Raw genomic sequence first — 19995 nt, forward strand, 5'->3', positions numbered from 1 at the left:
GTGTCTCCTTCGGGAACAGGGTCGATGCGTTCACGCTAGGGCGCGGCAGGAGGCCCGGGCTTCTTCGTTATTGCTGCTTGCGAAAGCCGCCAGCCCAGAACATCACGAAGCATCCGGGGATGGCGGAGGTGGCGCCGGCGCGGGCGCGCCTGCGGAACTCGGTGGGAGTCGTCCCGGTCTGCTGCTTGAAGCGGGTGCAGAACGTGCCGAGGCTGGTGAAGCCGACCTGCATGCAGATCTCGGTGACGGTCAGGTTGGCGGTGCGCAGCAGGTCCTGTGCGCGTTCGATGCGGCGGCGGGTGAGGTAGGCGCCGGGCGTCTCGCCGTAGACCTCGCGGAACAGCCGGACGAAGTGGTAGCGCGAGTACCCGGCGCGGGCCGCGACGGCGGAGACGTCCAGCGGCTCGGCCCACTCGCGGTCCATGGCGTCGCGGGCGAGCCTCATCCGCCGCAGGACGGCGGTGTCCAGGACGGGCGGCGCTTCCACCCGAACGTTTCCCATGGGCCTGATGCTGGCATACCGCCCGGACAGAACCCGCGGGCGGCGAGGCCCGGAGGAGGTCCTCCAGGGCCTCGCCGCCGCCCGGGTCAGGCGATCGGGCGCGCCGTCGGCGGGATCGGGTACGGCAGGTTCGTCCGGCCGCCGAGGTAGGCGTCGACCCCGTGCGCGGCGGCGCGGCCCTCGGCGATGGCCCAGACGATCAGGGACTGGCCGCGGCCCATGTCGCCCGCGGCGAACACGCCGTCCACGGACGTCCGGTAGTCGCTGTCGCGGACCACGTTGCCGCGCTGGTCCAGCTCGACGCCGAGCTGTTCCAGCAGGCCCTCGCGCTGCGGGCCGAGGAAGCCCATGGCGAGCGTGACCAGCTCGGCGGGGATCTCCCGCTCGGTGCCCTCGACGGGCGCGAACCCGGTCTGCGGGCCGCCGACCTCCACGAGCCTCAGCGCGCGGACGTTGCCGTCGGCGTCGCCCACGAACTCGGTGGTGGACACGGCGTAGACGCGGTCGCCGCCCATGTCGGCGAGCTCCTCGTGGGCGCTCTCCACCTTGAACAGCATCGGGTACGTCGGCCACGGCTGGCCGTCGGGGCGCGCCTGCGGCGGCCGCGGCATGATCTCCAGCTGGGTGACCGACGCCGCGCCCTGCCGGATCGCGGTGCCGATGCAGTCGGCGCCGGTGTCGCCGCCGCCGATGACGACGACGTGCTTGCCCTTCGCGGAGATGGGCGACTCCTCGTAGTCGCCCTCCTGCACCTTGTTCGAGGGCGGCAGGTACTCCATCGCCTGGTAGACGCCCTTGAGCTCGCGACCCGGGACGGGCAGGTCCCGCCAGGCGGTGGCGCCGCCCGCCAGGACGACGGCGTCGTGGGACGCGCGCAGGTCGTCCGCGGTGATGTCGACGCCGACGTTCACCGAGGTCCGGAAGGCGGTGCCCTCGGCGCGCATCTGGGCGAGGCGCCGGTCGAGGTGCCGCTTCTCCATCTTGAACTCGGGGATGCCGTAGCGCAGCAGGCCGCCGACGCGGTCGGCGCGCTCGTACACCGTGACGTCGTGCCCGGCGCGGGTGAGCTGCTGGGCGGCGGCGAGGCCCGCGGGCCCCGAGCCGACGACGGCGACCCGCTTGCCGGTCTGGACGGACGGCGGCTGCGGGCGCACCCAGCCCTCCGCGAACGCCCGGTCGATGATCTCGACCTCGACCCGCTTGATGGTCACCGGGTCCTGGTTGATGCCGAGGACGCAGGCGCTCTCGCACGGGGCCGGGCACAGCCTCCCGGTGAACTCCGGGAAGTTGTTGGTGGCGTGCAGCCGCTCCACGGCCTCGTGCCAGTCCTTGCGGTACACGAGGTCGTTCCACTCGGGGATGAGGTTGCCGAGCGGGCAGCCCTGGTGGCAGAACGGGATGCCGCAGTCCATGCAGCGGCTCGCCTGCTTCTCCAGCCGGTCCGTGCCGAAGTCCTCGTAGACCTCGGACCAGCTCTTGATCCGCACGTCGACCGGGCGGCGCTTCGGGAGCTCCCGCCCGACGGTCAGGAAACCCTTCGGGTCAGCCATGTTGGAAGTCCCCCTCTCTCAGGCCTGCGCCGCGGCCATGACGGCCTCGTCGACGTCGCGCCCCTCGGCTTCGGCCTTGGCCATGGCGTCCAGGACCCGCCGGTAGTCGCGCGGCATGATCTTGGTGAAGCGGGCGGCGGAGGCGTCCCAGTCCTCCAGCAGCCGGCGGGCCACCGCGGAGCCGGTCTCGGCCAGGTGCCGCTCGGTCAGCGTCCGGACGAGGTCCGTGTCCGCGGCGTCCAGCGGCTCCAGGTCGACCATCTCGGTGTTGACCCGCTCGGGCACCAGGTCCAGGACGTAGGCGATGCCGCCGGACATGCCGGCCGCGAGGTTGCGGCCGGTCCGTCCGAGGATCACCGCGCGGCCCCCGGTCATGTACTCGCAGGCGTGGTCGCCGACGCCCTCGACGACGGCGGTGGCGCCGGAGTTGCGGACGCAGAACCGCTCGCCGACGACCCCGCGGGCGAACAGCTCGCCGGACGTGGCGCCGTAGAGGATCACGTTGCCGCCGATGATCTGCTCCTCGGCGGCGAACCCGGCGTCCGCCGGGGGGCGCAGCGTGACCCGGCCGCCCGACAGGCCCTTGCCGACGTAGTCGTTGGCGTCGCCGACCAGCCGCAGCGTGATGCCGCGCGGGACGAACGCGCCGAACGAGTTGCCCGCCGAGCCGGTGAAGGTGACGTCGATGGTGTCGTCGGGGAGTCCCCCGCCGCCCCACTTCTTGGTCACCTCGTGGCCGAGCATGGTGCCGACCGTCCGGTTGACGTTGCGGATCGGCAGCTCCAGCCGCACCGGGTCGCCGAACGAGATCGCGCCCTCGGCGAGCTGGATGAGCGTGTTGTCCAGGGCCTTCTCCAGCCCGTGGTCCTGCTCGGTGACGCGGTGCAGGGCCCCGCCCGGGGCGACCTCCGGGACGTGCAGGATCGGGGTCAGGTCGAGGCCGGCCGCCTTCCAGTGCTCGACCGCCTCGCGGGTGTCGATCATCTCGACGTGCCCGATCGCCTCGTCCAGCGACCGGAACCCGAGGGCCGCCAGGTACTCGCGGACCTCCTCGGCGATGAACTCGAAGAAGTTCACGACGAACTCGGGCTTGCCGGTGAACCGCTGCCGCAGCACGGGGTTCTGGGTGGCGACGCCGACCGGGCAGGTGTCCAGGTGGCAGACCCGCATCATGACGCAGCCCGACACCACCAGCGGCGCGGTCGCGAAGCCGTACTCCTCGGCGCCGAGCAGCGCCGCGACGACGACGTCCCGGCCGGTCTTCATCTGCCCGTCGGTCTGCACGACGATGCGGTCGCGCAGCCCGTTCAGCAGCAGCGTCTGCTGCGTCTCGGCGAGGCCGAGCTCCCACGGCGCGCCGGCGTGCTTCAGCGACGTCAGCGGGGACGCGCCGGTGCCGCCGTCGTGCCCGGAGATGAGCACCACGTCGGCGTGCGCCTTGGACACCCCGGCCGCGACCGTGCCGACCCCGACCTCGGCGACGAGCTTGACGTGCACGCGCGCCGCCGGGTTGGCGTTCTTCAGGTCGTGGATGAGCTGCGCGAGGTCCTCGATCGAGTAGATGTCGTGGTGCGGCGGCGGCGAGATGAGGCCGACGCCCGGGGTGGAGTGCCGGGTCTTGGCGATCCACGGGTAGACCTTGTGGCCGGGCAGCTGGCCGCCCTCGCCGGGCTTGGCGCCCTGCGCCATCTTGATCTGGATGTCGTCGGAGTTGGTGAGGTACTCCGAGGTCACGCCGAACCGGCCGGAGGCCACCTGCTTGATCGCGCTGCGCCGCAGGTCGCCGTTCTCGTCCGGGGTGAAGCGCGCCGGGTCCTCGCCGCCCTCGCCGGTGTTGGACTTGCCGCCGAGGCGGTTCATCGCGATCGCGAGGGTCTCGTGCGCCTCCGCCGAGATGGAGCCGTACGACATCGCGCCGGTGGAGAACCGCTTGACGATCTCCGAGACCGGCTCGACCTCCTCGATCGGCACCGGCTGCCGGTCGCCCTCCCGGAGCCGGAACAGCCCGCGGAGCGTCATCAGCTTCTCGGCCTGCGAGTCGACCTTGGAGGTGTACTCCTTGAAGATCTCGTAGCGGCGGGTGCGGGTGGCGTGCTGCAGCTTGAACACCGTGTCCGGGTTGAACAGGTGCGGCTCGCCCTCGCGGCGCCACTGGTACTCGCCGCCGACCTCCAGGGTGCGGTGCGCCGGCTCGTTGCCGCCCGGCGGGTAGGCGCGGGCGTGCCGCTCGGCGACCTCGCGGGCCAGCACGTCGAAGCCGACGCCGCCGAGCCGGGAGGTGGTGCCGGTGAAGCAGCGCGACACCACGTCCTCGCCGAGCCCGATCGCCTCGAAGATCTGCGCGCCGGTGTAGGACGCGACCGTGGACACGCCCATCTTCGACATGACCTTCAGGACGCCCTTGCCGTACGCCTTCACCAGGTTCCGGACGGCCTTCGCCGGGTCCAGGCCCTCGATCACGCCGCCGCGGACGAGGTCCTCGACGGTCTCGATCGCCAGGTACGGGTTGATCGCGGACGCGCCGTACCCGATGAGCAGCGCCATGTGGTGGCACTCGCGGGCCTCGCCCGTCTCGATCACGAGGCCGACCTGGGTGCGGGTCTTCTCCCGGATCAGGTGGTGGTGCACGGCGCCGGTCAGCAGCAGCGCCGGGATCGCGGCGCGGGCGGAGTCGGCGCCGCGGTCCGACAGCACGATGATCCGCGCGCCGGCCTCGATGGCCCGGCTGACCTCGGAGTTGATCTCCTGCAGGCGGGCCTGGAGGGCCTCTCCCCCGCCGGCGACCTCGTACAGGCCGTGCACGACGTAGGCGGCCAGGTGCGGCAGCGACCCCTCGTCGTCGATGTGGATGATCTTGGAGAGCTCGTCGTTGTCCAGGATCGGGGTCGGCAGCACCAGGCGCCGGCACGAGTCCGGGCCGGGCTCCAGCAGGTTGCCCTCCGGGCCGAGCGTGGACTGCAGCGAGGTGACGAGCTCCTCGCGGATCGCGTCCAGCGGCGGGTTCGTGACCTGCGCGAACAGCTGCTTGAAGTAGTCGAACAGCAGCCGCGGGCGCTCCGACAGCACCGCGATCGGGGTGTCGGTGCCCATCGACCCGATCGGCTCCGCGCCCGTCCGCGCCATCGGCGACAGGATGATCCGCTGCTCTTCGAGGGTGTAGCCGAACGTCTGCTGCCGGCGGACGAGCGTCTCGTGGGTCGGGATCTCCCGCTCGCGCTGCGGCAGCTCCTCGAACCGGACGAGGCCCTCGTGCAGCCACTGCCCGTACGGGTGCTCGGCGGCCAGCTCGGCCTTGACCTCGTCGTCCTCGACGATCCGCCCGGCGGCGGTGTCCACCAGGAAGATCTTGCCGGGCTGGAGCCGGCCCTTGCGGACGACCTTGTCGGCGGGGATGTCGAGCACGCCGGCCTCGCTGGCCAGCACGACCAGGCCGTCGTCGGTCACCCAGTACCGGCCCGGGCGCAGCCCGTTGCGGTCCAGGACCGCGCCGACGACGGTGCCGTCGGTGAAGCTGACGCTGGCGGGGCCGTCCCACGCCTCCATCAGCGTGGAGTGGAACTCGTAGAAGGCCCGGCGGGCCGGGTCCATCTCGGTGTGGTTCTCCCACGCCTCCGGGATCATCATCAGCACCGCGTGCGGCAGCGACCGGCCGCCGAGGTGCAGCAGCTCCAGGCACTCGTCGAACGACGCGGTGTCGGACGCCTCGATGTCGATCACCGGGAAGATCCGGGAGATGTCCCCGGGGAGGAGGTCGGACTTCAGCAGCGCCTCGCGGGCCCGCATCCAGTTCCGGTTGCCCTTCACGGTGTTGATCTCGCCGTTGTGGGCGATGAACCGGTACGGGTGGGCGAGCTCCCAGGCCGGGAACGTGTTGGTGGAGAACCGCGAGTGGACCAGCGCGATCGCGCTGGTGAAGCGGCGGTCCGACAGGTCGGGGAAGAACGGCTCCAGCTGCGGGGTGGTCAGCATCCCCTTGTAGACGATCGTCCGGCTGGACAGGCTCGGGAAGTAGACCCGCACGTCCTGCTCGGCGCGCTCGCGCATGCAGAACACGGCGCGGTCCAGGTCCAGGCCGGTCTTGCCCTCGTGCGGGCCGCCCGCCGCAGGAGAGAGGAACAGCTGCGCGAAGTGCGGCATGACCCGGCGGGCGGCCGGGCCGGTGAAGTGGGGGTCGTGCGGGAGCTCGCGCCAGCCGAGGACCGTGAGGCCCTCCTCCACGCACAGCGTCTCGACGTGGGCGACCGCGGCGGCGCGCTCGTCGCCGTCCGCGGGCAGGAACGCGAGGCCGGCCGCGTAGCCGCCGGCCTCGGGGAGCGGGAAGTCGCAGACCTCGCGGAAGAACGCGTCCGGGATCTGGACGAGGATGCCGACCCCGTCGCCGTCGTCGGGCTCCGCGCCGACGGCGCCCCGGTGGTCCAGGTTCTTCAGTACGTCCAGGGCGTTCTGGACGATGTCGTGGCTCTTGCGTCCGTGCAGGTCGGCGACCATGCCGACGCCGCAGGCGTCGTGCTCGTTGGCCGGGTCGTACAGTCCCTGCGGCTGGGGGCGTCCCGGTACACGGCCATCAGGTGTGAGGGCAGCAGCAGCCATCAACCCTCCCGTCGTCGTGTCACTGCTTCGATGTCAGTGCGGCACGGGACGACGTTGGCCCTGCTGCGGTGAGATGACATTACATCACTGTCGGGATCATGCCCGACTGCACCAGATCGCGAAACTTCGTCGGCGCGATCGGACGTGCGTCATCTCGGAGTGGTTTAGACCAGGTTACCGGCCCGGTCCCGCCGCGAAACGCCGTGACCTCGGTGAGGATCATCACCGGGGCCCGATGTTTACGGTGTCACGCCCAAGACGTACCGAAAAATGCACCGTCCCAAACCCGGGCCGGGCCTCGACCGGGCCGGCCCCGGCCGGACCGGACCTCGGGCGGGCCGGGCCTTGGCAGAACAGCCCCGACCAGGACGGGCTTGAGCGGGGGCGGGCCTCAGCGGGACGGGGGCCTCAGCCGGTGCCGCGGGCCGCGCGGCCGAGCACCGCCGGGGCCTTGCCGCCCTCGATCAGCAGCGACAGCAGGTTCTCGTCCTTCTCGTCGCCCTTGCCGTCCAGGCGCTGCGCCCACGACACCACCGCGAAGTGGCCCATCGCGAGGCCCCGCGCCATCCCGAAGCCCCGGCCGAAGCGGTCCAGCGGGGCGGGGGCCTCCAGCGGCCGGACGAAACCCGCGCCGATCGTGGTCTCCAGCCTCGCGACGAACCGGTCGGCGTCCGCCGACCCGGCCAGGTTGAACACGGCGACGGCCAGCGCGTACCCGTGCTCGGTGTCGGAGTAGATCCCGCGGGCGGCCTGCGTACAGCCGCCCCTGCCGAGCTCCTCGGCGACGGACCCGCCCCACACGGCGGCGGCGCAGTCGGCGTCCAGCCGCTTGGCGCGCAGCTTCACCGCGATCTTCCCGTCCGGGACGGGCAGCTTCGCCGCCGAGGACGGGAAGGCCTCGCCGACCGTCAGCGGCTGCGGGTCTCCGCTGCGGTTCGCGATCCCGGCGTAGGCGGAGCTGGACGGCGAACTGGAGTAGGAGGCCGGCGACGGGCCCGTCCCGGCGGCCCGTCCGATCCTCGCGCCGGTCGGCCCCTTCGACTCGGGGGCGTCGTCGCCGCTCAGGACGACCGCTGCGGCGCCGAGCAGGACCAGCACCCCGAGGACGGCCGCCGCGGCGAAGTACAGCTTCGGGCCCGGCCCGCCCGCGCGCCGTGCCGGGCCGCCCCGGCGCTCCGGCGCTCCGGGGCGTCCCGGAGCCCTGCCCGCGTCCTTGGGCTTGCCGCGCTCGGCCTTGCCGCGCTGGGCCTTGCCGCGCTGGGCCTTGCCCTGGCGGGCCTTGCCGCGCTTGTCCGGCCGCCCGGCGCGGGCGGCGCCGTCGCCCTCGGGTGGGACGCCGGTGTGGGCGTCCCCGTGGGCGAACGCGTCGTCCTGGAAGGAGTCCTCGTACGGAACGTCGTCGTAGGGCGCCCTGGGAGGCGGCGGGGCGGGGCGCTCCCGGCGGGCCGCGGGACGGCGGGGCGGGGGCGTGCGGCGCGGGCCGCCCGCCCGGGACTGCGCCGTCCTGCGCGCGGCGGGCTGCCTGCGGCCCTGGCGGCTCACCGGGGGCCGCCCGGAGCCGCGGCGCTGCTCATCGGGGTCCACGACCGCGCAGACTACTCGCCGCCGGCCGCCGGCGCGCCCGTCCCCGGCCGGCTCACTGCCCGGTCTTCCCGCCGGAGACCAGGTCGAGGCGCCCGTACAGGAAGTCGGCGGCGTTCTCGATGACCAGGCTCACATCGATCATCTCGTTGAGCGAGGCGGGCTGCGCGCCACCGGCGCGCTCCACCCAGGTGACCACGGCGTAGTGGCCGTAGGTCTTGGTGTAGGCGGCGGTGAAGCCGGGTCCGAACGCGGGGACGCCCTTCGGCTGCAGCGGGGACACCCAGCCCGCGCCGGTCGCCGGCTCCAGGTCGCGGAGGACCTGCTTGACGCCCTCCTCGCTCACCATGTTGATCACGGCGAACTGGCCGACGTGCTTCTTGTCGTCGCTGACGTAGGCGGCGCGGGCGATCTGGCTGCACTGGTACTTGGCGAGGTCGCCCTGCAGCCGGCCGCCCCAGGTGGCCTCCTTGCAGTCGGAGCTCAGCTTCGACTCGGCCAGCGTGAACGCGTACTTGCCCGACTTCAGGGTCTTGGCGGAGAACGCCTCGCCCTCGGTGATCGGGCGGGAGTCGTTCGACCGGGAGGCGAGCTTGGCGAAGCCCTCGCCGAGGTAGTCGGGCGCGTAGGCAGTCGGCACCGCCCGCTGCTGCGGCTTCGCCTCCTCGCCCCCGCCGATCAGCAGGACCACCGCGACGACCGCGACGATCACCGCGACCAGCGCGGCGGCCGCGCCAAACAGCAGCTTGGGACTGGGGAGCTTGCGGCCGGAGTCCTCCGCCGGCCAGAAGTCCCGCCGGCGGCCCTCGGCGGCCTCGGCGGAACCGGAGTCACGAGCCTCGATCACAGCCCCGGAGCTTAGCGGTCCGGGTCCCCCTCGCGCGCCCAAAAGGTGGTTTCGCCCAGATTCCTTGGGTTAGATCCCGTTGCTTCCGATCAGCGCGCCGAACCCGTAGGTGGTGACGGCCGCGGCGGCGCCGAACAGCAGCTGCCGCGACCCGCCGAACCACCACGGGCGGGCCGTGATCCGCGACACCAGCGCCCCGGCGCCGAAGAGCCCGAGGGCCGCGACGATCGCCGCCGGCCACAGGCTGGTGGCGCCCAGCAGGTACGGCAGCACCGGCAGCAGCGCGCCGACCGCGAACGACAGGAACGACGAGCCCGCCGCCAGCAGCGGTGAGGGCAGGTCGCCGGGCGTCACCCCGAGCTCCTCCCGGGCGTGCACCTCCAGCGCCTCGTCGGGGTTGCGGGACAGCTGCCGCGCGACCTCGGCGGCGGTCTCGGGGTCGACGCCGCGCGCCTCGAAGACCTCCGCGAGCTCCCGCTGCTCGGCCGCCGGGTGGCGGGCGAGCTCCAGCCGCTCCACCTCGATCTCCGCCTCCGCCAGCTCCGACTGGGAGGCGACCGAGATGTACTCCCCCGCCGCCATCGAGAACGCGCCCGCCGCCAGGCCCGCGAGGCCCGCCAGCAGCACGACCTTCTGGGTCGCCTGGCCGCCCGCGACCCCGGCGATCAGGGCGAAGTTGGAGACCAGCCCGTCCATCGCTCCGAACACCGCGGGCCGCAGCCAGCCGCCGGTGACGTCCCGGTGCTGGTGGTGCTGCTCCGGGCGCACGCCGCGCTCCCCGGTCTTCTCCCCTGTGTCGGACACCGTGGCCTTTCCTACTTCCCGTCCTTGACGGGCTCCCCCTTCTCCACGCGGTCGTGGTCGGCGGCACCGTCAGCCCCATTGTCCCCGGCCGCGTCCGCGGCCTCGGCGGCGGGGGCGCCGTTGCCGGCGGCCGCCTCCGGCCCGCTCTCGGCCGCGCCTTCGGCGGCCGCGTCGTTCTTCGCCTCGGGCGCGGGGCCCTCCTCGACGGCCTCGGGTTCCGGCTCGGGCTCCTCGACGGTCGCCGCCTCCGGCTCCACTCCGCCGGCCGCGGGCTCGTCGGCCTCCGCGACCTCGGCCTGCGCCGCTTCGTCCTCCGCGGCGGGCTCCGCGGCGGGCTCCTCGTCCGCGCGGTCCGCCACGTCTTCGACCGCCGCGTCTGCGGGCGCCGCCTCCACGACCGCTGTGTCCGCGGCCGTCGCGTCCGCGGCCGCCGCGTCCGCGGCCGTCGCGCCTTCGGCCGTCGCATCTGCGGGGGTGGTGTCCTCCGGCGCGGCGTCCTGCGCGCCTTCCTCCGCCTCGGAGGCCTCCGCGGCGGGGGCGGCGGCGGACGGCGCGGCCTCGACGGCCGCGGCCGGGGCGCCGACGTTCTCCGGGCCGGTGCGGCCGCGGGCCAGGTACAGGTAGGCGACCGCGCCGGCGAAGACGACGATGGACGTCCAGTCGTTGAGCCGCAGCCCGAGGACGTGGTGGGCGTCGTCGATGCGCAGGGCCTCGATCCAGCCGCGCCCGACGGTGTAGGCGGCGACGTAGAGGGCGAACGCGCGGCCGTGCGTGAGCTTGTAGCGGCGGTCGGCCCAGATCACGAGGATCGCGACGCCGACGCACCACAGCGACTCGTACAGGAACGTCGGGTGGTAGGTGGCGACGTCGGCGTACTTGGGGTCGAGGCCGGGCCCGCCGTCCAGCATGGGACGGTGGTTCTCGTCGATCTTCAGGGCCCAGAAGGCGTCCAGCGGGCGGCCGTAGAGCTCCTGGTTCCAGTAGTTGCCCCAGCGGCCGATCGCCTGCGCGAGCGCGATGCCGGGCGCCACCGCGTCGCCGAGCGCCAGCACCGAGATCCCGCGCCGCCGGCAGCCGATGACCGCGCCGAGCGCGCCGAGCGCGACGGCGCCCCAGATGCCGAGGCCGCCCTTCCAGATCTCCAGCGCCCGGACCGGGTCGCCGTTCTCCCCGAAGTAGCGCTGGTAGTCGGTGATCACGTGGTAGAGCCGCCCGCCGACGAGGCCGAACGGCACCGCCCACACGGCCACGTCGATGATCACGCCGGGCGTGCCGCCCTTGGCGGCCCAGCGGCGCTCGCCCAGCCAGACCGCGGCGACGATGCCGAGGATGATCATGATGGCGTAGGCGCGCAGCGGCACGGGGCCGAGGTGCCAGACGCCCTGCGAGGGACTCGGTATGTAGGCGACCGGGTGCATGACCGTTGACGTTACCGCCTCCGGGGCGCAGTGTGCGCCCCCTCCGGGACCGCTACGAGATCGTCATCTACGCCGTTCCCTCGCCGGCGCCGCCGGACGCGGCGCTGGACTGGGTGCTTCCCGGCCCTGGAGAGCCGCCGCCGGCCTTCGCGACGGCCTTCCTGAGGTCGTCCGGCGAGCCCAGGACGTCGTTGCGGACCTTCTTGCCGTTCAGCGCGAGGTAGGGGGTCGCGTCGACGCCCGCCCGGCCGGCCTGGGCGCTCGCCTGGTCCACCGTCTTGATCTTCTGGTTGCCGCGGACGCAGGCGGCGAAGGACGGGTCGGCGACCCCCAGCTGCTCGGCCCACCTGATGAGGTCCGCGTCGGGGAAGCCCGTCTCGCCCTCGGGCGGCTGCTCGGCGTAGAGCTTGTCGTGGTACCTGACCCAGTGGTCGGCGGGCATGCAGGCGGCGGCGTTCGCGGCGCGCCGCGAGTTGGCCATCAGCGGGTCCTGCTGGAAGAGCTGGAACGGCCGGTAGACGACCTTGAGCCTGCCCTCCGCGGCGAGCTGCTTCATCGTCGCGCCGATCCGCTCCTCCATCGCCTTGCAGGCGGGGCACTGGAAGTCCTCCCACACGTCGAGGACCGGCGCGGTGACGCCCGGCTGCGCCATCGCGACGGACCCGTCCCGCTGGCGGGCGGCGGGCGCCAGGGCGCCCTGGTAGGACTTCTCCAGCGGCTTCTCGCCGTGCCGGTTGAGCGTGACGACGCCCGCCACGACCGCGACCGCGACCACGGCGAGGGCGCCGAGGATGACGAGCAGCATCCTCTGGCGCCGCTGCCGGGCCGCGGCCCGCGCCTGCCGGTCCGCGAGCCTCTCGCGCGCGGACGGCTCCCTGCCCTGGTCGCTCATCGATCCCCCGATCGTGACTCTGCGTATACGTGAGCGACTACGAGCGTAGCGGGGAAGGGGGTGCCGGGCCGGGAAAACGCGGCGCCGCGCCGCCCGGGAGGGGACGGCGCGGCGCTCGGGGTTCAGGCGTCGTGGACGCGGCCGGTCACTTGGCGGCGGCCGCCGCGGACTCGATCGTCGCCCGCAGGGCGGCGGGGTTCATGAACTGCGACTGGTCGAGCTGCTTGCCGTCGAGGAAGACGGTCGGCGTGCCCTGGACGCCGCGGTCCTGCAGGGCGTACTTGGTCATCGCGTCGACCGTGGACTTCTTCTGCCCGTCCCGCACGCACTTCTCGAAGTTCGGGTCGGTGACGCCGACGTCCTTGCCCCACTTGACGAGGTCGTCGGGCGAGAAGCCCTTCTCGCCCTCGGGGGGCTGGAACTTGAAGAGCGCGTCGTGGTAGGAGACCCACTTGTCGGCCGGGACGCACAGGGCGGCCTCGGCCGCGCGCAGCGAGTTGATCCGGACGGGGTCCTTCTGCTGGCCGAACAGGTGGAACGGCCGGTAGACGACCTTGACCTTGCCCTGCTGGGCGAGGTTCTGGACGGTCTGGCCGGTCGCCTCCTCGAACTGCTTGCAGATCGGGCACTGGAAGTCCTCGAAGATCTCCAGCTGCGGCTTGGCGACCCCGGACTGCGCCATCAGGATGGAGCCGTCGGCCTGGCGGCTGAGGGGGGCGAGCGCGCCCTTGTGCACCTCGGCGCGGCCGTTCTTGTTCTTCTGGTCGATGACGAGGACGGTCGCGACCACGATCACCGCCACGGCCACCACCGACCCGAGGACGATGGCGAGCAGCCGCCGCTGCTTCTCCCGCGCCGCCTGCCGCTTGCGCTCGGCGGCCAGGCGCTCCCTCGCGGACCGCTCTCGTGCGGCCTTGCTCATTGGTTCTCCTATGCGTGCGGAACAGCGCCGGCACGGTGCGGCGCGCTACGGCGGCGAGACTAGTCGACCTGGCCGACCCGCCGGAATTCGTCGGCCAGGACGAGGAGGAACAGCAGGACGGTGATGACGTGGACGCCGGTGCACCACAGGCAGATCTTGTGCAGGAGCGCCAGCTCGACGGTCACCAGGTAGACCACGAACAGCACGCCCACCGAGGTGGCCGCGACCCGCCCCCAGCGCAGCGGCGCCCAGGTCGACCGCAGCGCCCACGGCGTCAGCAGCGCGCCGAACGCCACGAAGAACGCGAGGCCGAACAGCGGCATCGGGACGCCCGCCAGGGTGGAGTACTCGCTGGTGGTGACGGCGTGGCAGTCCACCGTCCGGGACGCCGAGCACACCAGGGCGCCCTCGTCGTAGTGCGAGATCGTCAGGTAGACGGAGATGCCGAGGCCGGCGAGGGTCAGCACCCACGCCGCGGCCTGGAGCCACGCGGGCGGCAGCGGCTGCTCCGCAGCCCCCGCCCGGCTCTTCGCCGTCATCTCTTGCGTCATCTGATCCTCCCGCGACCGCCTGTGCCGGCGGTCACACCCTATTGGAGAGCGGCGGCGCCTCAAGCCTTCAACTCCGCCCGGACCGCCCCGAGTTCCCGCGACGTGGGCGGGCGTCCGCGCGGAGCCGGGTTTCGCCGGTCCCGCGCGGACGCCGCGGCCTGTCCGGAACGATCAGCGGCCGTGCCGGACGCCCGCGGCCAGCTCCTCGGTGAGCGCCCGGACCCCGGCGAGCCCGGAGGCGAGGTCGGGGGCGTCCAGCAGCCGGCGGATGAACGCCGAACCGACGATCACGCCGTCGGCGAACCCGGCGACCTCGGCGGCCTGGGCGCCGGTTCCGACGCCGAGGCCGAGGCCGACGGGCAGGTCCCGGCCGGCCTTGTCCAGGACGGCGCGGGTCCGCTCCACCAGGCGCGGGGCGCCGGTGTCGAGGGCGGAGCGGGCGCCGGTGACGCCCATCAGCGACGCCGCGTAGACGAAGCCGCGGCACGCCCGGGTGATCGTCTCGATGCGCTCGTCGGTGGAGCTGAGCGCGACGAGGAACACCCGGTCGAGGCCGTGGGCGTCGGAGGCCTCCAGCCACGCCCCGCCCTCCTCGGGCGTGAGGTCGGGCGTGATCAGGCCGGCGCCGCCGGCGGCGGCGAGGTCGCGGGCGAACCGGTCGACGCCGTAGTGGTCGACGGGGTTCCAGTACGTCATGACGAGGGTGGGGACGCCGGTGGCGGCGACGGCCTCGACGGTGCGGAAGACGTCGGCGACGCGGATCCCGCCGACGAGCGCCTGGTGGACGGCGTCCTGGATGGTGGGGCCGTCCATCATCGGGTCGGTGTAGGGCAGGCCGATCTCGATGACGTCGCAGCCCGCGTCCACCATGGTCTTGGCGGCCTCGACGGCGCCCTCGTAGGTGGGGAAGCCCGCGGGCAGGTAGCCGACGAGGGCGGCGCGCCCGTCGGCCTTGGCCTTGTCGTAGGCGGTCTGGACGGTCACGCGTTCTCTCCCTCGGGCATCAGGCCGAAGAAGGCGGCGGCCGTGTGCATGTCCTTGTCGCCCCGTCCGGACAGGCAGACGACGATCGTGGCGTCGGGGCCGAGCTCCTTGCCGACCTTCAGCGCGCCGGCGAGCGCGTGCGCGGACTCGATCGCCGGGATGATGCCCTCGGTGCGGCACAGCAGCGCGAACGCGTCCATCGCCTCGGCGTCGGTGATCTCGCGGTACTCGGCGCGGCCGGTGTCGTGCAGCCAGGAGTGCTCGGGGCCGACGCCGGGGTAGTCGAGCCCGGCGGAGATCGAGTGGGTCTCCATGGTCTGGCCGTCGTCGTCCTGCAGCAGGTAGGTCCGCATGCCGTGGATGACGCCGAGGGAGCCGCCGACGAGGGTCGCGGCGTGCTTGCCGGTGGCGACGCCGTCGCCGCCCGCCTCGAAGCCGTACAGCCGGACGGACTCGTCGCCGACGAAGGCGTGGAAGGTGCCGATCGCGTTGGAGCCGCCGCCGACGCAGGCGACGACGGCGTCCGGGAGGGCGCCGGTCATCTCCACGCACTGCCGCCGGGCCTCGACGCCGATGACGCGCTGGAAGTCGCGGACCATCAGCGGGAACGGGTGCGGGCCCATCACCGAGCCGATGCAGTAGTGGGTGTCGTCGACGGTGGCGACCCAGTCGCGGAACGCCTCGTTGCAGGCGTCCTTGAGGGTGCGGCTGCCGGTCCGCACGGGGATGACCTCGGCGCCGAGCATCCGCATCCGGGCGACGTTGAGGGCCTGCCGCTCGGTGTCGACCTCGCCCATGTAGACGGTGCAGCTCAGGCCGAGCAGCGCCGCGGCCGTGGCGGTGGCGACGCCGTGCTGGCCGGCGCCGGTCTCGGCGATCACGCGGCTCTTGCCCATCCGCTTGGTGAGCAGGGCCTGGCCGAGCACATTGTTGATCTTGTGGGAGCCGGTGTGGTTGAGGTCCTCGCGCTTGAGCAGCACCCGGGCGCCCGCGTGCTCGGAGAAGCGCGCGGCCTCCGTCAGGAGGCTGGGGCGGCCCGCGTAGTTCGCGAGGAGGTCCTCCATCTCGGCGTTGAAGGCGGGGTCGTTCTTGGCGGTCTCGAACTCGCGGGCGAGTTCGTCCAGGGCCGCCATGAGGGCCTCGGGGGCGAACCGCCCGCCGAAGCGGCCGAAGTGGCCCGTGGCGTCGGGCAGGGCTCCAGCACCGCGCGCGGCGGTGTCCATGGTCATGAGAAAACGCGTCCTGTCGTGGGAGAGGCTGCTGATCCGGTCACTGGGGTCCTGGATCAGCCCCGCCATCGCTCCCGGAGCGGTTCGACCTGCATGTCCGTAGCCTATCCAGTCGTCGAGGGCGGAGGGCCGCCCGGTGCCTCAGCCGCTCTGCCGCAGCGCCGGGTGGGCGCCGGCGGCGACGAGGTCGGCGACGGCGGCGCGCGGGTCCTTGCCGATCACGAGGCTCTCCCCCACCAGCACCGCGTCGGCGCCGCTGGAGGCGTAGGCGAGCAGGTCGTGCGGGCCCCGCACCCCGGACTCGGCGACCTTCACGACGTCCTTGGGGATCAGGGGGGCGACCCGGGCGAACACGCCGCGGTCGACCTGCAGGGTGCGCAGATCGCGGGCGTTCACGCCGATGACCTTGGCGCCCGCGTCCACCGCGCGGGCGGCCTCCTCCTCGGTGTGCACCTCGACGAGCGGCACCAGCCCGATCGACTCGGCGCGCTCGACCAGCGAGACGAGGGCGTCCTGCTCCAGCGCGGCGACGATCAGCAGCGCCATGTCGGCGCCCGCGGCCCGCGCCTCCCACAGCTGGTAGGAGGTGACGATGAAGTCCTTGCGCAGGACGGCGACGTCGACGTTGGCGCGGACCTCGGCGAGGTCGGCGAGGCTGCCGCCGAACCGGCGCCGCTCGGTCAGCACGCTGATGACCTTGGCGCCGCCGGCCTCGTAGTCGCGGGCGAGCGCGGCGGGGTCGGCGATCGCGGCGAGCGCGCCCTTGGACGGGCTGCTCCGCTTGACCTCGGCGATGACCGAGACGCCCTGCCCGCGCAGCGCGCCGAGCGCGTCCTTGGGGGCCGGGGCCTTCGCCGCCCGCTCCTTGAGGGCGTCGAGCGGGACCTCGCGCTGCCTGTCGGCGAGATCGGCCCGGACGCCGTCGATGATCTCGTCCAAAACGCTCAAGGTCGCAGGCCCCCTATTTCAGGTCGTTCCGTGCACCGATCGTAGCCGCCCCCTCCGACGCGCCCCGCACCCGGGAGGGCCGTCCGGGTCCCCACCGGCCGGGCCGCGCGCGTCAGGGCGCGAGCACGTGCGCGAACGGCAGGTTGCGCACGATCCAGTAGACGATGAGAAGGCCGACGAACGAATACGCGACGGCCGGCTTGAACAGGACGGACCGCATCGGCAGTCCCCGCGCGGTCGTGACCGTCCACCGCACGTACAGGTAGCCGAAGACGGGCAGCAGGACGAACAGCAGCGGGTTGAGCCCGAACGCGACGCCGACGTGCCCGTGTGTGAGCGCGTAGACGAGCCGCGTCATTCCGCAACCGGGGCAGTAGAACCCGGTCAGCCCGAGGAAAGGGCACCCGGGGTAGTGGCCCGGTTCGTTGGGGTCCGCGCCGAACGCCACCACCAGGACCCCGGCCGCGACCCCGCCCAGCACCGCCGCTTGCGGCGCGAGCGCCCGCGCCCGCGAGCCGCGCTGAGGTACGGATACGCGAGTCACGACTTCACCCTAAACGCGATCAGGTGTCGAGGACGTAGCCGACGCCGCGCACCGTCCGGATGGGGCTGCCGTCTCCGAGTTTGGCCCGCAACTGCGCGACGTGGACGTCGACGGTGCGGCTTCCGGCTCCGGCTCCGGGTCCCCACGCGGCGTCGAGGAGCTGCTCGCGGGTGAAGACGCGGCCGGGGTTGGCCATCAGGAACTCGAGGAGGTCGAACTCGGTGACGGTGAGGGCGACGCGGCGGTCGCCGACGACGGCCGCCCGGTCGCGCGGGTCGAGGGCGATACGTCCGGCGCGCAGGGGTCCGGGCGCCTCGGCGGGGCCGCCGGCGCGCAGGGCCTCGGCGACGGCGGCGACGAGGACGCGGGGCCCGAAGGGCCGGTCGACGCGGTGGTCGCCGAGCAGGTGCGCGACCGCCGGGTCGAGGGGCCCGGTGACGGCGACGACGGGGGCGGGCCGGGCGGCGTCGGCGACGCGCCGGTACAGGTCGGCGGGCAGCGCGGAGGTGGACAGGTCCAGGACGACGACGTCGGGCCGGCGGCGCTGCGCCGCGGCGGCCGCCCGGGCGGGATCGCCCTCGATCTCGACGTCGAAGCCCTCCCGGGCCAGGTAGCGGCGCTCCAGCTCGGCGACGGCGGGGTCGTGCTCGACCACGAGCACGACCCCGCCACCGTCGGCGCTCACGACCGCTCGTGCGCGGTCGGGTCCTCGCCGCGGTCGAGCGACTTCCACATGGCGGACGGGTCGTCCTCCGCCGCCCGGCGCGGCGCGGTGCGCTCGTACCGGGCCGACATCCCAGGCCAGTGCGCAGAGCGCACGGCGGTGAGCATTCCGGCCACGACCAGCACGACCCCGCCGGCCACGGACACCACCCACCACAGGTTGACGTCCAGCAAGGGATGCGCGCCGAGCCTCAGCAAAGCGCTCTTGTCACCGGCGGCCGCCAGCACACTGGACCGCTGAACGGCCACCGTGGACGCGTAGGCGATACCGACCCCGAACAGGGCGATGAGCACCCCGACCCCAGCCCGAACCCGCCCCCGCGTAGCCAACAACGCCGCGAGCCCAGCAAGCCCGGCCCACCCCAACGCCCCAGGTGCACCCCCGAGGTCGCCCCCCGTCAGCTGCTGGGTGAACGGCGTAATGGACCCCTGCGCCTTGACAGTGGCCCAGGTACGCCCAGCGGCGAGCAGCACAAGCCCGGCCCCCGCAGCGCACAACACCGCGGTCAGCCCACGTTCACGCCCAGGCGTCACAAGGCGCCCCGCTCAAGGCCCACCACTGGCACACCGACCTGCCGGACCACCATTTCGGACGTTCCCACGGACATGCACCTGAGTTTATTGCAGCCGTACGAACCCCCAACGACCCCCCAGCCCAACCCCCGCAGACACCACAACTCCCAGCCCCCGACCCAAGCTTCAAGCAAAGCAAGCCCCCGCCAGCCCCACCCGACCCGATGGCGACCCGCCCACCGAACACGAGCCCCAGGGCCGCGAGACCCGGAGTACAAACCAGCCGGACACGACCCAAGGGCCGCCGGGCCCGAAGGCCGGAACCATCACGGCCCCGAGGCCAAGGGCCACCAGGCCAGGAGCACAAAACCATCGCAGACCCGAGGCCAAGGGCCGCCAGGCCCAAAGGACGCCCCCACCACGAACGCGAGGCCAAGGGCCGCCAGGCCCGAAGGACGAACCCACCGCGGACCCGAGGCCAAGGGCCGCCAGGCCCGAAGGACGAACCCACCGCGGACCCGAGGCCAAGGGCCGCCAGGCCCAAAGGACGCCCCCACCGCGGACCCGAGGCCAAGGGCCGCCAGGCCCAAAGGACGCCCCCACCGCGAACGCGAGGCCAAGGGCCGCCAGGCCCGAAGGACGAACCCACCGCGAACGCGAGGCCAAGGGCCGCCAGGCCCGAAGGCCGGCAGGCACGGGGAGGGGCGCACCGACACCAGCCACCGCCGCAACCACGCGACGACCTGTATCCGTGGCGATCGCGTCCAAAGGCAGGTTCGAGCGAAGCAAGAACCTGATCGCGAAGCGAGCCGCAAGGCGAGACGAAGCGATGCCAGCGATCGCCCGCGTTTATCGACGATGGAGGGCCGCCAAGGCCCGAAGAAGGAGAAAAACGCAATTAAACAGAGCCCGCCTCCCCCTGGCGGTGGGGGGCGGGCTCTGCCGCGTACGACTGGCGGGCGTTACAGGGGGACGACCTGGTCGGCCTGCGGGCCACGGTTACCCTGCGTGACCTCGAACTGGACGCGCTGGTTCTCGTCCAGGGTGCGGTACCCGGAGCTCTGGATGGCCGAGTAGTGCACGAAGACGTCCGGCCCGCCGCCGTCCACGGCGATGAAGCCGAAGCCCTTCTCGGCGTTGAACCACTTCACGGTGCCCTGCTGGGGCATGTCTTTCTCCTTGCGGCAAAACCTGGGCCCACACCTCGCGGGCCCGTGCGGTCGCTGCGGAACGCTCTCGCCCCCGGTACGGTCCCGGAAAAGCCAAAACGCCCGCTGCCATCAGTTCGCGGGCGTCTGAACGATCGAGAACCACGACTGCAACCGACAGCCCCACCGTATCACCGCTTCCGCGTAAAGCGGAGGAGCCGCAACACTTGCGTTTCTCCTCTCGGCGAA

Annotated in this window: 17 protein-coding genes; all 17 read right to left on the reverse strand. The window is 73.0% G+C overall.

What is annotated here, in order from left to right; translation table 11 throughout:
• Nucleotides 1-67: 67 nt before the first annotated feature.
• Nucleotides 68-502, reverse strand: a complete 435-nt coding sequence (locus tag ABWI07_RS23000) for a helix-turn-helix transcriptional regulator (RefSeq protein ID WP_200841660.1) — start codon at nucleotides 500-502, stop codon at nucleotides 68-70.
• An 86-nt stretch (nucleotides 503-588) separates the two neighbouring features.
• Nucleotides 589-2052 carry a glutamate synthase subunit beta gene (locus ABWI07_RS23005; protein WP_353819750.1) on the reverse strand — a complete coding sequence of 488 codons (1464 nt, stop codon included), beginning with the start codon at nucleotides 2050-2052 and terminating at the stop codon, nucleotides 589-591.
• Between the two features lie 18 nt (nucleotides 2053-2070).
• A complete protein-coding gene (gltB, locus tag ABWI07_RS23010) occupies nucleotides 2071-6642 on the reverse strand; it encodes a glutamate synthase large subunit (RefSeq protein ID WP_353819751.1) in 4572 nt (1523 codons plus the stop codon).
• A 408-nt stretch (nucleotides 6643-7050) separates the two neighbouring features.
• Nucleotides 7051-8226: a hypothetical protein gene (locus ABWI07_RS23015; RefSeq protein WP_353819752.1), complete on the reverse strand. Its 1176-nt coding sequence runs from the start codon at nucleotides 8224-8226 to the stop codon at nucleotides 7051-7053.
• Nucleotides 8227-8278: 52 nt separating this feature from the next.
• Nucleotides 8279-9070 (reverse strand): hypothetical protein, encoded by a 792-nt coding sequence (locus ABWI07_RS23020; RefSeq protein ID WP_353819753.1) that lies wholly within the window; start codon nucleotides 9068-9070, stop codon nucleotides 8279-8281.
• 69 nt (nucleotides 9071-9139) lie between these two features.
• A complete protein-coding gene (locus ABWI07_RS23025; RefSeq protein ID WP_353819754.1) occupies nucleotides 9140-9874 on the reverse strand; it encodes a VIT1/CCC1 transporter family protein in 735 nt (244 codons plus the stop codon).
• Nucleotides 9875-9885: 11 nt separating this feature from the next.
• The gene (lgt, locus tag ABWI07_RS23030; RefSeq protein WP_353819755.1) at nucleotides 9886-11292 is read right to left on the reverse strand and encodes a prolipoprotein diacylglyceryl transferase; all 1407 of its coding nucleotides are present in this window, start codon (nucleotides 11290-11292) and stop codon (nucleotides 9886-9888) included.
• A 67-nt stretch (nucleotides 11293-11359) separates the two neighbouring features.
• Nucleotides 11360-12184, reverse strand: coding sequence for a DsbA family protein (locus tag ABWI07_RS23035; protein ID WP_353819756.1), 825 nt, complete (start codon nucleotides 12182-12184; stop codon nucleotides 11360-11362).
• Nucleotides 12185-12329: 145 nt separating this feature from the next.
• Nucleotides 12330-13106: a DsbA family protein gene (locus ABWI07_RS23040; protein ID WP_149257244.1), complete on the reverse strand. Its 777-nt coding sequence runs from the start codon at nucleotides 13104-13106 to the stop codon at nucleotides 12330-12332.
• Nucleotides 13107-13165: 59 nt separating this feature from the next.
• Complete coding sequence (locus ABWI07_RS23045; RefSeq protein WP_353819757.1) at nucleotides 13166-13657, reverse strand: vitamin K epoxide reductase family protein; 492 nt, start codon at nucleotides 13655-13657, stop codon at nucleotides 13166-13168.
• Nucleotides 13658-13828: 171 nt separating this feature from the next.
• Nucleotides 13829-14641 (reverse strand): tryptophan synthase subunit alpha, encoded by an 813-nt coding sequence (gene trpA, locus ABWI07_RS23050; protein WP_353819758.1) that lies wholly within the window; start codon nucleotides 14639-14641, stop codon nucleotides 13829-13831.
• Entirely contained in the window at nucleotides 14638-15870 is a 1233-nt protein-coding gene (gene trpB / locus ABWI07_RS23055) for a tryptophan synthase subunit beta (protein WP_353819834.1), read from the reverse strand. The genes trpA and trpB overlap by 4 nt, the downstream gene beginning before the upstream one ends.
• A 141-nt stretch (nucleotides 15871-16011) precedes the next feature.
• Complete coding sequence (trpC, locus tag ABWI07_RS23060) at nucleotides 16012-16818, reverse strand: indole-3-glycerol phosphate synthase TrpC (protein ID WP_149257248.1); 807 nt, start codon at nucleotides 16816-16818, stop codon at nucleotides 16012-16014.
• Between the two features lie 112 nt (nucleotides 16819-16930).
• Nucleotides 16931-17362: a DUF2752 domain-containing protein gene (locus ABWI07_RS23065; RefSeq protein WP_353819759.1), complete on the reverse strand. Its 432-nt coding sequence runs from the start codon at nucleotides 17360-17362 to the stop codon at nucleotides 16931-16933.
• Between the two features lie 19 nt (nucleotides 17363-17381).
• Nucleotides 17382-18047, reverse strand: a complete 666-nt coding sequence (locus tag ABWI07_RS23070) for a response regulator transcription factor (RefSeq protein WP_353819760.1) — start codon at nucleotides 18045-18047, stop codon at nucleotides 17382-17384.
• Nucleotides 18044-18619, reverse strand: coding sequence for a Trp biosynthesis-associated membrane protein (locus ABWI07_RS23075; RefSeq protein ID WP_353819761.1), 576 nt, complete (start codon nucleotides 18617-18619; stop codon nucleotides 18044-18046). Before ABWI07_RS23075 ends, ABWI07_RS23070 begins: the two co-directional genes overlap by 4 nt.
• 941 nt (nucleotides 18620-19560) lie before the next feature.
• Nucleotides 19561-19767: a cold-shock protein gene (locus ABWI07_RS23080; RefSeq protein ID WP_018657218.1), complete on the reverse strand. Its 207-nt coding sequence runs from the start codon at nucleotides 19765-19767 to the stop codon at nucleotides 19561-19563.
• Nucleotides 19768-19995: the final 228 nt, after the last annotated feature.

The sequence above is a fragment of the Actinomadura sp. NPDC000600 genome (assembly GCF_040492135.1).
GTDB lineage: Bacteria > Actinomycetota > Actinomycetes > Streptosporangiales > Streptosporangiaceae > Spirillospora.

Excerpts from the sequence above, each read along its gene's own strand:
- ABWI07_RS23000 (WP_200841660.1), bottom strand. The coding sequence starts at position 502 with ATGGGAAACGTTCGGGTGGAAGCGCCGCCCGTCCTGGACACCGCCGTC.
- ABWI07_RS23005 (WP_353819750.1), bottom strand. The coding sequence starts at position 2,052 with ATGGCTGACCCGAAGGGTTTCCTGACCGTCGGGCGGGAGCTCCCGAAG.
- gltB (WP_353819751.1), bottom strand. The coding sequence starts at position 6,642 with ATGGCTGCTGCTGCCCTCACACCTGATGGCCGTGTACCGGGACGCCCC.
- lgt (WP_353819755.1), bottom strand. The coding sequence starts at position 11,292 with ATGCACCCGGTCGCCTACATACCGAGTCCCTCGCAGGGCGTCTGGCAC.
- ABWI07_RS23035 (WP_353819756.1), bottom strand. The coding sequence starts at position 12,184 with ATGAGCGACCAGGGCAGGGAGCCGTCCGCGCGCGAGAGGCTCGCGGAC.
- ABWI07_RS23040 (WP_149257244.1), bottom strand. The coding sequence starts at position 13,106 with ATGAGCAAGGCCGCACGAGAGCGGTCCGCGAGGGAGCGCCTGGCCGCC.
- ABWI07_RS23045 (WP_353819757.1), bottom strand. The coding sequence starts at position 13,657 with ATGACGCAAGAGATGACGGCGAAGAGCCGGGCGGGGGCTGCGGAGCAG.
- trpB (WP_353819834.1), bottom strand. The coding sequence starts at position 15,870 with ATGACCATGGACACCGCCGCGCGCGGTGCTGGAGCCCTGCCCGACGCC.
- ABWI07_RS23080 (WP_018657218.1), bottom strand. The coding sequence starts at position 19,767 with ATGCCCCAGCAGGGCACCGTGAAGTGGTTCAACGCCGAGAAGGGCTTC.